Source organism: Variovorax sp. J2P1-31 (genome assembly GCF_030317215.1).
Classification (GTDB): Bacteria; Pseudomonadota; Gammaproteobacteria; order Burkholderiales; family Burkholderiaceae_C; genus Variovorax.
Map to the genome: position 1 here is coordinate 374336 of NZ_JASZYA010000002.1, position 13927 is coordinate 388262.

A 13927-nucleotide genomic window follows, 5' to 3' on the forward strand; every position below is an offset into this window, starting at 1 on the left:
AACGCGCCTCAGGTGCTCGCCTGCGGCGCCGACAGCTCCGACGAGTGCCGCGCGAGCTCGACGAAGGCCTTCAGGTAGTCGACGTCGATGTCGATCTCGCGCGCGCCCAGGAAGATCTGCTTGGCGATGCCGCGCGGGCCCAGCCGGACCGGCACGATGTCCATCTTCTGCGCATATTCCTCCACCAGCCAGCGCGGCAGGGCGGCCACGCCGCGGCCGCTCGCGACCATCTGCAACATGATGTCGGTGGTCTCGATGGCCTTGTGGCGCCGGGGCGTCACGCCCGCGGGCATCAGGAACATGTTGTAGATGTCCAGCCGGTCCGTGGTGACCGGGTAGGTCACGAGGACTTCCTTGCTCAGGTGCGCGGGCTTCACGTAGGGCAGGTTCGCCAGCGCGTGGCCGCGCGGCACCACCAGCACCTGCTCGTAGTCGAACACCGGCTCGTAGTGCAGGCCCGGCTTGTAGAGCGGGTCGGGCGTCACCAGCAGGTCGATCTCGTGGCCGAACAGCGCGCCGATGCCGCCGAACTGGAATTTCTGCTTCACGTCCACGTCCACGTCGGGCCAGTTCGCGAGGTAGGGCGAGACCACCTTGAGCAGCCACTGGTAGCAGGGATGGCATTCCATGCCGATGCGCAGCGAGCCGCGTTCGCCCTGGGCGAACTGCCCCAGGCGCTCCTCGGCCAGCGCGAGTTGCGGCAGCACCCGGTTGGCGACCGCCAGCAGGTACTGGCCCGCCTGGGTCAGCCGCAGGCTGCGGCCTTCACGCTGCCAGATCTCGGTTCCGAGCTGGGCCTCGAGCTTGCGGATCGAATGGCTCAGCGCCGACTGCGTGAGGTGCAGCACCTCGGCGGCCGCCGTGAGCGAGCCCTGCTTGTCCACTTCCTGGACGATCGACAGATGGCTGCGCTCGAGCATGGCGAATGAGTGGAATTCATCGATGAGTGAAGTCGGGCGATCTTACTTCACGGGTCGCAGGGCGTGGATCCCGCCTGTCCCAGGCTGGCGGTCCTTTGCGGGATCCATCGCTGCCACTCACGGGCGCGCCGCGCCCGGTGCCGAGGTCTGCGACGGTGCCGTGGCGCCGCCCACGACCAAGCCGCCGCCGCCGCCCAGGCCCTGGGCGATGCACCTGCTCGGCGTAGCGGGGGCGGCAGGTGAGCACGACCAACCGCTCGTTTGCGAGGCGACTTCGCCGCACGCTTGCAGCGGGTCACTCGCGGGATCTACTTGAGGTGCGGTAGATGGTAGCGACAGGAATCTCTGAACTCCCGCGCCTCATGTTGCAGCCACATCTCGACCTTCTGAACCGAATCGTCCGCGTCGGGTGGCGTGATGAAGGCATAGGAAGCGACCGAAGGTACGCTGAGCTTGAAGATGTCGATCAAACGGCCGGACACCAGGTCATCGAGAACCAATGCAGCCCGCCCCATGGCGACTCCTTGGCCATTGGCGGCGGCAGCAAGCGCGAGCAGAGAAAGATTGAAAGTGTTCCCGAGTTCCAACTCGCCAATGCCCACCTCCGCTTGCTCGAGCCAGAATTCCCACTCCTCGTATTCGCCGGCACCGACCCAAGGGCTGCTGTCGTGCAGTAGCCATTGCGGCTTGAGCTGCGCCGGTGTCTTCAGCTCCGGATGCTGTTCCAGAAACTTCGGACTGGCGACGGGCAAAAGCCATTCGTCCAGAAATGGCTTGGCTTCCAGGTCTTCGTAGCGGCCGAGATCGTATCGCACGGCTGCATTGAGCCCCTGCCGATGAAGTTGCAGCAGATCGAGACGGTGGAACTCTCCCTGAATCTTCAGGTGGGTGCCGGGACAGGTTCGAAAGAAGTTGCCCAGCCGCGGGGTGAGCCACACCATGGCAAAGGATGGGGAACAGCTCAGAGTGACTTCTTCACGGTTCTGGCTGGCGCGAAGCTGTGAAAGCGTGAGGTCCAGCGAACGAAAGGAATCGTGCGCCACGGCATACAGTCGCTCTCCTTCGGGGGTCAAGGAAAGTGAACGGGAAGCGCGTACAAAAAGAGGGCGCCGCAGGGCGCCCTCCAGGTTTTTCACTTGCTGGCTGATCGCGCCTTGCGAAACGCACAGCTCCGCTGCTGCGCGGGTGAAGTTGGCATGCCGGGCCGCGGCCTCGAAGCTCCGCAGCCACACCATCATGGACGAAGAAAGCAGGCTCATGAAGCGACCACAGACTGTGAATGGGAGGAAGGGTTGCGGATCGAGTCCGGGCTTCGCGGCGCCTGTGGGTTGAAGTCAGGCCGCAGCGATGGCGGTTGGATCGGTCCGTTGCCGGCCACAGTTTGCCTCAGCTTCTGCAGGCGGGATGTACCCGTTGGGTCCGAGCGGCCGCTGGGCGAGCAGGGCGACGCTATGGTCCACAGCCCCGTGGTGACCGTGGCCATGTGCGATGAGCAGCGTGCTCAGGCGACAGCGCCAACACCGGCCAGCAGGCGCTGATCGGCGCGAAGCGCGGAAGCCAAGCATTCACCGATCCGTCCTTGCGGAGCGTCTAAGCATCTGTCTCCATGGCATGCGCCCGCGCGCCTTCAGCGAGATACGTTTCGTATTCTTCCTTCGGGACCATGCCGCCGCCCGTGGCCCAGATAAGGTGCGTCGCGTTGTTCCACGCGCCTGTGGAAATCCCCAGGCACTGGGGATGCGCATGGAGCCGAGCGAAACCTGGGGCGCCCGCCACTGCGGACGGCTCCAGCCGGATGCCCTCGCTCGACTGCGCCATGTACACCAGCGCAAACATCTCATCATCGGTCAGCGAGTAGATGGCGCTGATCATGCGATGCATGGCACGCCCGACGAAACCCGATGGCCGCCCCACGGCGAGCCCGTCCGCGGCGGTGTGATTGCTGATGCCGAAATCGCCGATGGCCACCTCATCGTGAAGGCCTGTGTACATCCCGAGGAGCATGCAGGGCGACTGCGTCGGCTCCGCGAAAACACAGTGAACGTTGTCCCCGAATGCCTGTTTGAGCCCGAAGGAAATGCCGCCAGGGCCGCCCCCAACGCCGCAGGGAAGGTAGACAACGAGCGGCGATTCCGCCGTCACGGCAACGCCCATCGCCTCCAGTTGCTGCTTCAGTCGCCACCCACCGACGGCATAGCCGAGGAACAGCGTGCGGGAGTTCTCATCGTCGACAAAATAGCTTGTCGGATCGCGCTCGCTTTCCTTGCGGCCGTTCTCGACGGCCACACCATAGTCTCCCGCATGCTCGACCACATTGACACCATGCGAGCGCAGCTTGGCCTTCTTCCAGGCGCGAGCGTCATCCGACATGTGAACCGTCGTGGCAAAGCCAAGCGTAGAGGCAGCGATCCCGATCGACAGGCCCAGGTTGCCGGTGGAGCCGACAACCACGCCATGACGGGAAAAAAGCCTTTTGGCGGCGGGCTCGGCCAGCTTCACATAGCTGTCCCCCTCTGAAAGCAATCCTGCCATCTGCGCCAATTTCTCACCGTGGCATAGCACTTCGTAGATGCCTCCACGCGCCTTCACCGAGCCGGAAATGGGAAGGTGGCTGTCGAGCTTCATCAGCAGCCGCTTGGGCACCTCCACGTTGTAGCGGCGAGCGATCTCTGTTGCGAGTCTGGGAATCTCGCGGACTTCGGATTCGATGATGCCTGCAGCCTCGCTCACATCGGGAAAAACGCTTGCCAGATACGGCGCGAAACGCTGCAGGCGCGCCTCTGCGTCGGCCACGTCCTCGTATGCCAACTCGATATCGGTGCGTGCCTGCGCGAACGCGACCATATTGGGATTGATCCAAAGCACAGGCTCGCCCTTGACCATCTCGCGCATCAACGGATGGGAATCGGCCCAAGCTTCGAGCGTTTTTCCATGCACGACCTTCCCACAGGAAATTTCAGCAACGTTGCGATCTTTGACTGCATCCATGTCGTTCGCGCTTACTTGACGGTGCGCTCGAGGGCCTGAAAGAACAGCTCGGACTGAAGCCGCTCGCCTTGTAGTTGGGCCGCGGTGATGGCCACCAGTTCAACGTTGACCGAACGCGTCGGCACCCCCATCGCCCTGGCCTGAACTTCAAGCTGGCAGGCGCGTTCCAGGTAATAGAGGTCGTCGTAGGCGTAGTCCAGGCGATCCCCGCACACAACCACGCCGTGGTTCGCCAGGAAGACGACGTCGGCCCCCTGGGTGGCGCCGGCAATGCGCTGCCCTTCCGCATGGTCCAGTGCGAGACCGTTGAAAAGCGGGTCACTCGAGATTCGCCCATGGAACCGCATGGCGTTCTGCGAGAGCGTGGTGTCCAAGGCGCATTGCTCCGTCAGGCTCAGTGTGGTGGCGAACGGCGCATGGCTGTGGAGCACCACCTGCTTCCTGGCCACACGGTGCATGGCCGCGTGGATGAACATCGCCGACGGTTCCACGCTGTGGCGGCCGACCAGCTTGTCGCCGTTTCCATCCACCAGGAGGATGTCGTCCGCCTGGATCTCCTGCCACATCAATCCACGGGGGTTGAGCAGAAACTTGTCGCCGTCCTGCGGGAGCGCGACGCTGAAGTGGTTGCACACGCCTTCAGCCAGCCCGTGCATCGCCGCTGCACGGAGCGCCACGGCCAACTGCTCGCGCAGGCGACGGATGGGGGGATTCAAGTAGATTTGGGCGACGCTGTCGGAGACCGCGCAGAAATCTTCAGACAACAGGGGGGGCGTAGTGCGCATCGCAGTTCCAGGGTGTTCGACTTTTGTGTTCGACTTTTATCGGGCACTGGCGCAGGCCAGCGGGGAGGGGGACTCTGCGCGTTCCTTCATTCGCAGAATCAGGACGAGAACAATCGTGAGCAGCATCCCGCCTGCCATGTACACCAACCCGTAGGCCAGGCTGCCGGTGCGCTCCTTGATCAGGCCGATGCCAAAGGGACCGAGGTATCCGCCCAGGTTGCCAATCGAGTTGATGGCCGCCAGGCCCGCCGCCGCACCCGCACCGGTGAGAAAGCGCCCGGGGAGGGTCCACAGGACGGCAGATGCCGAGTACAGGCTGAACCCCACGAAGCAAAGGCAAAAGAGTTGCATCGCGAGTGAGGAAAAGAACGCCGCGCCCAGCAGCCCCAGGATGCCAACAAGGGAGCATCCGACGATGTGAAAGTGGCGCTCGTTCCGCTTGTCGGAACTGCGTGGAATCACCAGCAAGCCGATCACACCGAAGAGGAAGGGGACGGCCGACAGGAACCCGGTCGTCAGGTCGGTCACTGCAAACCCTTTGATGAGCGTGGGGAGCCACAGGGACAGGCCGTAGATTGCCAACGGAATTGGCACGTAGGCAAAGGCAAGCATCAAGACACGCGCATCCTTCAGAGTGCCCAGAAGACTGTGGCTTGCTTCCTTCGAGCGGATTCTGTCCGCGTCCTGCTTGACTTCGCGGTTGAGGATCTCAGCCTCTTCCTTGGTCAGCCACTTGGCGTCCGACGGTGTATCGGGCAGAAGCTTGAGCGTCGGGATGACAAGCAGAACCGCCGGAACGCCGCACACGATGAAGACCCATTGCCATCCTTGAAGACCCCCCAGGCCATTCATGCCGAGCAGTGCACCCGCCAGCGGGCCCGCAAGCATGGGTGCGAGGGGTTGGGCGAAAGCGAAGAGACCGTAGATTTTCCCGCGCCGCTGGGCGGGGTACCAAAGCGTGAGGTAGTACAGAACGCCAGGGTAGAAGCCGGCTTCCGCCGCACCGAGCAGAAATCGGAACCAGTAGAAGCTGGTGGGACTTTGAATCAGCGCCATCGCGGCAGTGATGCACCCCCACGTGAACAGAATTCGGGCAAACCACTTCCGGGCGCCCACGCGCGTGAGGATGAGATTGCTGGGAATCTCGAAGACGATGTAGCCAAGGAAGAAAAGGCCTGCACCCAGGCCGTAGGCCGCGTCGCTGATGCCCACATCGACGTTCATCTGGAGCTTGGCGAATGCCAGGACCGATCGGTCGATGTACGCAACCAGATACAGGAGGACGAGGAACGGAACCAGCCGCAAGGTTACGCGCTTGTAGAGGGCATCTTCTGACGTCATGTTTGTCTCTGCTTCGTTCTTAAGGGTTTGGGAGTTGGCGCGTGTTCAGTGTGTGAACGGGTCGGAGATGTCTTTGTCGCGAGGCCAGAACGGCGTGACCTTGTTCTTCCAGGGAAGCGCGGCAAGATTGGAAGACGATGAGCCGACGCTGTCGATGAGGAACCACGAGGCCCCTTCTCCGAGCAGATTCCGGAAATTCATGCCGTTCTTCAGCACCACGATGTCCATTCCGGCGCTGTCGATGCCGACCGCTCGGAACTGCTCGTCCGCATACTCGTAGGTGCCATGGGTCGTCACGAGGACGAAGATGTTGCGAACCTGGAGAACGGCGCAAGGCCCCATGTAGCCCGTCGTGCCTGCGGACGGGCCGGCCAGATAGGTGAATTCGCCGGAGTGGACAGTCACCACCTTGGCGGTGATGCCGAGCGGCGACCCATGCCTGCCGTCGAGCTTGAACCCGACGGCGACAGACACCGTGGCGCCGACGCCTGCGGCCGTTGCCAGGCTCGCCACCTCGGCGTCGACCAAGGAGAGGGCGCACTTCGCTTCTCCCGCCTGCGCCATCAGATGCGCAAGAACGAATGCGGCATCGCCTGCGGCGCCCGCGCCGACGCTGTCACCGGTGTCGGCCAACACACATGGCTTCACCTCGGCAGTGAGCGCGCGCGAGATGGCGTCGTCGACCGGCAGGAGCGGCAGGACGAAGGCTTCACGGCGCGCCCAGAAATCGGTGGCGACCGTTTTCGCGGCACGTTTCGCAAGCTCCATCTTCTGGTCTGCGATGGCGACCACCACATTGCTCGCGTGGTCGTCGTCCAGCCACGGCTGACAGGTGAAGTAGCTGATGGATTCGACGCCATCGCGTTCGAGCTCTCTCGCCAACGCCTTGACTTGCTGCAGCGGAGCGCCCGGTACGAGCGTCGATCCGCCAACCACCGGGATCAGCATCTTGAGCCGCACCATGGACATCACGGGCCGCAGTTCACCGGTGAGCGCGCGCAGCAACAGCCGGCAGGCCTTCTTGCCTGTGGTGTACGCGTCATCGTGGGGGTAGTTCTCGTAGCCAACAAGAATCGACGCGTGCTCGACCATTTGCTCGGTGACATTGGCATGCAGGTCGAGACTCACGGCAATGATGGGCTTGTCACCGACAGCCTCACGAACCCGTCGAAGCAGTTCGCCTTCTGCGTCCGGATAGCCAGGCGACGTCATTGCGCCGTGCAGGGCGAGATAAATACCATCCACCGGGCCGATATCTTTCAGACCCCCGATGATCTTGTCGACGACATGCTCGAAGAACCTTCTGTCGACTGTGCCACCGGACCCGCCTTGCGTCGCGAGGATGGGAATCACGCTGACGGAAGCGCTCTCTTGCAATGTCTCGATGCCACCCGTGAGGGCGAGCGGACTCGCAGCGATCCCGGGGATCACCTCGGTCTTTTCCAGGAACAGGGCGAACTCGCGAGAGCCGCAAATCTTGGGGGAAAAATCGTTGCCTTCGAATTCAAAGCTCGCGACAGCAACATTGAAATGCGTGGAATTCATTGGCTCTTTTTTTGGGGGGTGAAATGCGGGGCCTTCGAAGCGTCGCTCGAATGGGATTCAACTGTTGACGTCGAAATTATTGGTTTTTTCGAGTCAAAGAAAAAACCATTTATAGTTCTCTGTCCATTAGTCAAACTAATTTGTCGGCGGTGTTTGACTGGACGGCGTTTGCCCGAGATCGGCCTGATCACGCTGGCGCTGACGCCGAGTTCGGGGGCGCTGCAGCGGCGCCTGACCAAAGCGGTCTGCCTGGCCCCGGTTTCTGGCGCGCAGCAGTGGCATCGGTGCAACCCTGCAGCGACGCGGTGGGCAGAGTCAGGACCTGAGCGCAGCGGGACCGATGTAGCGGAACGACGGCGCAGTGATCCTGCAGCACAGGTCGATGGGCGCCATCCGGTCCCTCGCCATGAAAAAAGCCCGGCGCTCTCGCGAGCGGCCGGGCTTCGTGTTTCGACGGCGTATGCCGATCACGCGCTCACTTCTTCTTGCGCGTCGAACCGCGCGTCGCGCCCGGCGCCGAGGTCTGCGACGGTGCCGCGGCGCCGTCCACGCCCAGGCGGCCGCCGCCGCCCAGGCCCTGGCCCTTGACCGTCTGCGCCTTGTAGTTGCGCAGCGCCACGACCATCTGGTTGAAGGCGTCCATGAAGGCCGCGCTGATCACCTTGCCCTGCGCGGTGTTGGTGTAGCCGCCCAGGCCGCCCGCGGCGGTGCCGCCGAAGATCTGGCCGAAGCCGCCGAAGTCGGTCTTGGAGGCGCTGCCTTCGGAGGCCGCGACCTGCACGCCCGAACGGTTGTCGATCAGCGTCAGCAGCGTGCTGGCTTCCTTGGTCTGCAGGTTGCCGCCCACGGCCGCGAGCACGCCGCCGTAGCGGCCGCCGACCAGGCCGCCGAGCGAGGCGCCCATGCCGCCGGCATTGCTGTTGTTGAACACGATCTCGGGCGACAGGCCGTAGTCGGAGGCCACCATCTGGCCGCCGCCGAAATTGCTGCCCTGGCGCATTTCGCCCGACTGCATCAGCGCGCGCTCGCGCGTCATCGCGTTCATGCCGGCCGCGCCGCGCTCGACCACCACGAAGCAGTTCGATTGCTGGATCAGCAGGCGCAGCAGGTTGGACGTGGGCGGCAGCTTGTACTCGTTGCGCAGGATCGTGTACCAACCGGCCGACTGGTTCTCGATCAGCGAGACCGTGCCCAGCGGCGAGGCGCATTTCTCGAGCGCGCTGTTGGCGTTGGCCGTGGCGTCGCCCGCGGCCGCGCCGGTGGCGACGGTCTTGGCGCCCTGGGCGCCCATCTGCATGTCGGTGGTCTGGCAGGCGGCGAGCATCGCCAGGCCGGCCAGCACCGACGCGGTCCGGGTGAGGCGCATCAGGCGCGCGGGGTGGGTGGCAGTGTGCATGGTCAGGGTCCGGAGCGGCCGCGGCGCGCGCGCAGAACGACGGCTCTGGCCGCAATCCGCAGACTGCTTTTCATTGATGGCTTAGGGAGGAGGGAGCGCCCGGGGCGGGCGAGCCGAAAGTTAAGCGCTGGGCACCGGCGCCGCCAGTGCCGAAAGTCATGTTTCGCTGGTGAGCGCGCGCCGCAGCGCCGCGGCGTTGACCGGCTTGAACAGCATCGGCACGCCCGATTCGCGTGCATGCCGCAGCGGCTCGGGCGCGGTCTCGCCGGTGATCAGCAGCAGGGGGCGCTCGATGCCGAAACGCCGGTGCAGGCGCAGGCCGACGTCGAGCCCGTTGGCGCCCTCGGGCAGCCGGTAGTCGCAGATCAGCATGTCGGCCTGCTGCGAGGGCACGCGGGCGCGGCTCAGCGCGTCGATCGCGCCCTGCTCGTCGCCGACGGCCATCACCTCGATCGACCAGGCGCGCAGCAGCACGGTCATGGCTTCCCGGATGTCGGCCTCGTCGTCGATCAGCAGCACGCGCCGGGGCAGGCTGCCGGCCGCGCGCGCGGCCTGCGCGACGCGCGCGCGGGCTTCGGCCAGCGGCAGCGAGATGCGGAAGCGGCTGCCGCGTCCGATGCGCGAACGCAGCTCGACCGGATGGCCGAGCAGGCGCGACAGGCGCTGCACGATCGACAGGCCGATGCCCAGGCCGCGCGCGCGGTCGCGGCCCGAGTTGCCGACCTGGTAGAACTCCTCGAAGATCCGGTCGCGCTGGTCGGGCGCGATGCCCGCGCCGGTGTCCAGCACGTCGATGCGCACCGTGCGGCCGTGCGCGCGCGCCGTCACGGTGACGCCGCCGCGCTGGGTGTACTTGACGGCGTTGTCGATCAGGTTCGACAGCATGCGCGCCAGCAGCTGCGGATCGCTGTGCACCCAGAGGCCGCTGGCGCGCAGGCGCAGCTGCAGGTCCTTCTGCTCGGCCTGGGCCGAGAACACGTGGTTGAGCGACAGCAGCAGCGCATCGATCTGCACCGGCTGGAAAGTGGGCGTGACCACGCCGGCGTCCAGGCGCGACACGTCGAGCATGGTGTCGAGCGACTTGCCCAGCGCATTGACCGCGCGCATCAGGCGCTCGGCGTTGCGCCCTTCGGGCCGGTCCTGGAGCGCGGTCTCGAGCGCCGCGCCGAACAGCGCGACCGCATGCAGCGGCTGGCGCAGGTCGTGGCTGGCGGTGGTCAGGAAGCGGGTCTTCTCGGCGCTCGCGCGCTCGGTGGCCGCGACCTGCTCGCTCAGGCGCGCGGCCAGCGCCTCGTTCTCGAAGCGCAGCAGCAGCGCATCGGTCAGCTGCCGGTGCTCCTGCACACCCACCCGCAGCATCAGCGTGAGGTTGACCGTGGCGAAGGCGGCGAGGAACCAGTGCATGCCGTCGCCATGCACGATCAGCGCGGCGATCAGTCCGCCCAGCATCGGCAGCGTGTGGCCGTACATCGCGACCGTCAGCGGCCGCAGCGACTGCACGGCGCGCGCGCAGTTGCCGAGCATCACCACCATCAGCACCGCGGTCACGGCGATGTTGCCGGCGGGTACGAACAACCAGGGCGCCATGGCATCCGCCAGGCCCATGAGCGTGACGGTGACCGTGATGCGCCGCACCCATCGCGGGCTGTCGGCGGCCGGCGCCGCGGGCGTCCAGCGCGGCGCGAAGGCCAGGTAGGCATAGAGCGCGAGGTGGATGCCGACGAAGGCGAGCACCGCGGGCGAACGCAGCTGCAGGTAGAGGAAGCCGCCGAGCAGCAGGATGAACACCACCCGGGAGACCAGCGTGGCGTTGTAGATGTAGTAGACCGAGGCGACGTGCTCGCGCAGCACGCGCTGTTCGAGCGCATCGTCGTCGCCGCGGCCCGCGGGGCGGGCGGGGACGCGCGCGCGCATGGACCGCGGGCTCAACGCAACTGGCTGATCAGCTGCGCCCGCGAGCGCACGCCGAACAGCAGCAGCAGTGTCGAGACATGGTTCTTCACCGTGCCTTCGCTCAGGTGGGCCAGCTGCGCGATCTCGCGGTTGGCCTTGCCTTCGAGCACCCACTGCAGCACCTCGAGCTGCCGCGGCGTGAGCTGCTCCAGGGCCTCGGGCCGCTCGGCCGACGGTGTGGTCGACAACGGCCCGGGCAGCGCCGGCAGCCCGATGGCGGCGCTCTGCACGTCGAGCAGGCCGCAGGCGCGGATGAAGCTCACGACCTCGTTGAGGTCCGCCGACTTGGGCAGGAAGGCGAGCGCACCTTGGTCGAGCGCACCGCGCGACAGCGTGGTGTCGACGGTGCCCGAGAGGACCACGATGCGGGCCAGGGGAAAGTGCGTGCGAAACGCGAGCAGGCCCTCGAGACCCTGCGTGTCGGGCAGCGCGAGATCGAGCAGCACCAGGCCGATCGCGTCCTGCGCGGCCGCGTAGAGCGACAGCGCGCTCGCCAGGCTGTCGGCCTCGAAGACCTCGGTGGCCGTGGCGGCGTCGGTGGCCTGCGACTGGACCAGCGCGCGCACGCCGAGGCGCACCAGGTCGTGGTCATCGACGACCAGGATGGCGCGCGGGCGTGCGGGGAGGGGAGCGGTGTCGGCGTGCGGGCGCGCGAGGGGAGGCGGGATCGATTCGGTTCGCATTGCGAACCATGGTAGCGAAGCGCCCGGCACGCGGAAGTGCCGGAAGTCATCTTCGCGCCGGCTCAGCCCTGCGCCGGGCCACCCACGGGATCGGCGTCTTCGTCCTCGACGGACGGGTCCGGCTTCAGGAAGCCGGCCGCGTTCTCGTCGGCGCCGGGCTTGCCGGCCGCTTCCGCTTCTTCCTTGTCGACCTGCGCGACGCGGATCTGCGCCTCTGTGCGGGCCTGTTCGATCAGCACTTCGGTCTGTGCGAGTTCGTCGGGCGTGGATGACTGCATGGCATGGGCTCCTTGAATGGAGACCAAGGGTTGCCGGCCTCTGGTCCCGAGGGTGTAGGAGGCCGCGCAGTGACGCGATGGGCGAGATCGCCGCGATGCGGCGGGAAGAGGGGGAAGAGGGGGGAAGAGGGCTTCGGCGAACGCCGCGCCGTTCAGCGCACCGCGACGATGAACAGCCGTGGGAAGGGCAGCAGCACGGTGCCGTCGGCCAGCGGCGGGTAGGCCTCGGTCACGGCCGCGAGGTAGCGGGCCAGGAAGCCCGCCTTCTCCTCCGGGTCCAGCGGCCCCAGGTAGGGGCGCAGGGCCGAGCCCTCGAACCATTCGACCACCGCCGACGGGCCGCCCGCCAGCGGATGGAAGTAGGTGGTGCGCCAGACATCGACGTGGCTGCAGTGCGGCCGCAGCAGCTGGTAGTAGAACGCCGCGCTGTGCCGTGCGGGATGCTTGACCTCGCCGATCCTGGCGGCCCACGGGCCTTCGGCCGCGGTCTGGCGCGCGAGCCGGTGCGCGGGCTCCTCGAGGTTGTCGGGCGTCTGGATCGCCAGGCTGCCGCCGGGCACCAGCTGCCTGGCCAGGTGCGGGTACAGCGTCGCATGGTCGGGCAGCCACTGGAGCGCGGCATTGGCCAGGATCACGTCGAAGGGCTGGGCCGGCTGCCAGGCGCCGATGTCGGCGAGCGAGAAATCCAGGGCCGGCAGCCGCCGGCGCGCGGCCGCCACCATGTCGTCGGAACTGTCGACGCCGCTCACCTGCGCCTGCGGGAAGCGCGCGGCCAGCACCTCGGTGGAGTTGCCAGGGCCGCATCCCAGGTCGATGGCGCGATGCACGGTTTCGGTCGGGATGGCCGCGACCAGGTCGCGGACCGGGCGGGTGCGTTCCTGTTCGAAGGTCGAGTATTTTTGGGCGGACCAGGTCATCGTGTGTTCCTCGGGTGGGTTGGCGTGTGCCGCAGCGTAAGTCGATCGAGCTATGATTTCAAATGCCATGAATGAAGAGTTGCCATACCTCTGAGGTATCTCGATGCTGGAACTGCGACGACTCCATGCCTTTGTCGCGATCGCGCAGGAAGGCCACATCACACGCGCCGCGGAACGCCTGGGCATGCAGCAACCGCCGTTGACCCGGCTGCTGCAGGGCCTGGAAACCGAACTGGGCGTGAAGCTGGTCGAACGCCTGCCGCGCGGCGTGCGGCTCACCACGGCGGGGCAGGCCCTGCTGGAGGAGGCGCTGGCGGTGCTGGCGCGGGCGGACGGCGTGGCCGAGGTGGTGCGCCGCGCCGACCGCGGGGAACAGGGGCGGCTCGGCATCGGTTTCACCAGTTCGGCCGCGCTGCATCCCTTCGTGCCGCGGGTGCTGCGCCAGTTCAGGGAGACGCTGCCGGGCGTCGCCGTGGTGCTGGAGGAGGCCGGCACCGGCGAACTCATGGACGCGCTGGTCCATGAGCGCCTCGATGCCGCCTTCGTGCGTTCGCCGCTGAGCGGCACGCCGGCGCTGCAGGCCGTGCCCATCCTCGAGGAGCCGATGCTGCTGGCCATGCCCATGGAACATCCGCTGGCACGCGGCCCCGAGGCGCCCTTGCCCCTGTCGGCCCTGGCCGGCGAGGCCTTCGTGCTGTACCGGCGCCGGGTGGGGCTGGGCCTCTACGACGCGATCCTGGTGGCCTGCCGCGAGGCGGGCTTCAGTCCGCGGGTGGTGCAGGAGGCGCCCCGCATGACGGCCACGCTGAGCCTGGTCGCGGCGGGCCTGGGCGTGTCCATCGTGCCGGCCTCGATGCGGCGCCTGCGGGGCGACGGCATCGCCTACCGCGCGCTCTCGGAGTGTCCGGGCCTGAGCGCGCCGCTGCACCTCGCGACGCGGGTGGGGGACAGCGCATCGGTGCTGCGCCGCCTGCGGGAGATGGTGGCCGCGGCGGCACTGGCGGAGGCCTCCCCACGGCGCGGCGCCTCAGGTAAAGGTCGGATATCAATTCGTGAAAACCTTGGCAACGGGTAGTTATAGAACTTTTGACAACTGTCATAAATGGTCAGTTGAGCACTAC

The 13927-nt window shown here is 66.4% G+C and carries 12 protein-coding genes; 1 reads left to right on the plus strand and 11 read right to left on the minus strand.

The features are described from left to right. Positions 1-8: 8 nt before the first annotated feature. From QTI20_RS12880 to tam, 11 genes are all read right to left on the minus strand, one after another. Complete coding sequence (locus QTI20_RS12880; RefSeq protein WP_286551373.1) at positions 9-920, minus strand: LysR family transcriptional regulator; 912 nt, start codon at positions 918-920, stop codon at positions 9-11. A gap of 308 nt (positions 921-1228) precedes the next feature. Next, entirely contained in the window at positions 1229-2179 is a 951-nt protein-coding gene (locus tag QTI20_RS12885; protein WP_286551374.1) for a LysR family transcriptional regulator, read from the minus strand. 331 nt (positions 2180-2510) lie between these two features. Next, the gene (gene dsdA, locus QTI20_RS12890) at positions 2511-3908 is read right to left on the minus strand and encodes a D-serine ammonia-lyase (protein WP_286551376.1); all 1398 of its coding nucleotides are present in this window, start codon (positions 3906-3908) and stop codon (positions 2511-2513) included. An 11-nt stretch (positions 3909-3919) separates the two neighbouring features. Continuing rightward, positions 3920-4693 carry an aldolase gene (locus tag QTI20_RS12895; protein WP_286551377.1) on the minus strand — a complete coding sequence of 258 codons (774 nt, stop codon included), beginning with the start codon at positions 4691-4693 and terminating at the stop codon, positions 3920-3922. Between the two features lie 36 nt (positions 4694-4729). Beyond that, entirely contained in the window at positions 4730-6034 is a 1305-nt protein-coding gene (locus QTI20_RS12900; RefSeq protein WP_286551378.1) for an MFS transporter, read from the minus strand. A gap of 45 nt (positions 6035-6079) precedes the next feature. After that, positions 6080-7579 carry a M81 family metallopeptidase gene (locus tag QTI20_RS12905; RefSeq protein WP_286551379.1) on the minus strand — a complete coding sequence of 500 codons (1500 nt, stop codon included), beginning with the start codon at positions 7577-7579 and terminating at the stop codon, positions 6080-6082. Positions 7580-8054: 475 nt separating this feature from the next. Next, on the minus strand, positions 8055-8945 hold the full coding sequence (locus QTI20_RS12910; RefSeq protein WP_286553392.1) for a CsgG/HfaB family protein: 891 nt from the start codon (positions 8943-8945) through the stop codon (positions 8055-8057). 186 nt (positions 8946-9131) lie between these two features. Then, positions 9132-10889, minus strand: coding sequence for an ATP-binding response regulator (locus QTI20_RS12915; RefSeq protein ID WP_286551381.1), 1758 nt, complete (start codon positions 10887-10889; stop codon positions 9132-9134). Between the two features lie 11 nt (positions 10890-10900). Then, a complete protein-coding gene (locus tag QTI20_RS12920; protein WP_286551384.1) occupies positions 10901-11611 on the minus strand; it encodes a LuxR C-terminal-related transcriptional regulator in 711 nt (236 codons plus the stop codon). Positions 11612-11673: 62 nt separating this feature from the next. Then, a complete protein-coding gene (locus QTI20_RS12925) occupies positions 11674-11889 on the minus strand; it encodes a hypothetical protein (protein ID WP_286551385.1) in 216 nt (71 codons plus the stop codon). Between the two features lie 152 nt (positions 11890-12041). Then, the gene (gene tam / locus QTI20_RS12930; RefSeq protein WP_353507283.1) at positions 12042-12992 is read right to left on the minus strand and encodes a trans-aconitate 2-methyltransferase; all 951 of its coding nucleotides are present in this window, start codon (positions 12990-12992) and stop codon (positions 12042-12044) included. Between tam and QTI20_RS12935 the strand changes: the two genes are divergently transcribed. Then, the gene (locus QTI20_RS12935; protein ID WP_286551389.1) at positions 12910-13881 is read left to right on the plus strand and encodes a LysR family transcriptional regulator; all 972 of its coding nucleotides are present in this window, start codon (positions 12910-12912) and stop codon (positions 13879-13881) included. The two genes, tam and QTI20_RS12935, sit on opposite strands and share 83 nt — an antisense overlap. Positions 13882-13927 lie beyond the last annotated feature (46 nt).

Excerpts from the sequence above, each read along its gene's own strand:
- QTI20_RS12885 (WP_286551374.1), bottom strand. The coding sequence starts at position 2,179 with ATGAGCCTGCTTTCTTCGTCCATGATGGTGTGGCTGCGGAGCTTCGAG.
- QTI20_RS12925 (WP_286551385.1), bottom strand. The coding sequence starts at position 11,889 with ATGCAGTCATCCACGCCCGACGAACTCGCACAGACCGAAGTGCTGATC.
- QTI20_RS12900 (WP_286551378.1), bottom strand. The coding sequence starts at position 6,034 with ATGACGTCAGAAGATGCCCTCTACAAGCGCGTAACCTTGCGGCTGGTT.
- QTI20_RS12895 (WP_286551377.1), bottom strand. The coding sequence starts at position 4,693 with ATGCGCACTACGCCCCCCCTGTTGTCTGAAGATTTCTGCGCGGTCTCC.
- dsdA (WP_286551376.1), bottom strand. The coding sequence starts at position 3,908 with ATGGATGCAGTCAAAGATCGCAACGTTGCTGAAATTTCCTGTGGGAAG.
- QTI20_RS12920 (WP_286551384.1), bottom strand. The coding sequence starts at position 11,611 with ATGCGAACCGAATCGATCCCGCCTCCCCTCGCGCGCCCGCACGCCGAC.
- QTI20_RS12910 (WP_286553392.1), bottom strand. The coding sequence starts at position 8,945 with ATGCGCCTCACCCGGACCGCGTCGGTGCTGGCCGGCCTGGCGATGCTC.
- tam (WP_353507283.1), bottom strand. The coding sequence starts at position 12,992 with ATGCCCAGGCGTTCCGCGGCGCGTGTGATGTGGCCTTCCTGCGCGATC.
- QTI20_RS12935 (WP_286551389.1), top strand. The coding sequence starts at position 12,910 with ATGCTGGAACTGCGACGACTCCATGCCTTTGTCGCGATCGCGCAGGAA.
- QTI20_RS12905 (WP_286551379.1), bottom strand. The coding sequence starts at position 7,579 with ATGAATTCCACGCATTTCAATGTTGCTGTCGCGAGCTTTGAATTCGAA.
- QTI20_RS12915 (WP_286551381.1), bottom strand. The coding sequence starts at position 10,889 with ATGCGCGCGCGCGTCCCCGCCCGCCCCGCGGGCCGCGGCGACGACGAT.
- QTI20_RS12880 (WP_286551373.1), bottom strand. The coding sequence starts at position 920 with ATGCTCGAGCGCAGCCATCTGTCGATCGTCCAGGAAGTGGACAAGCAG.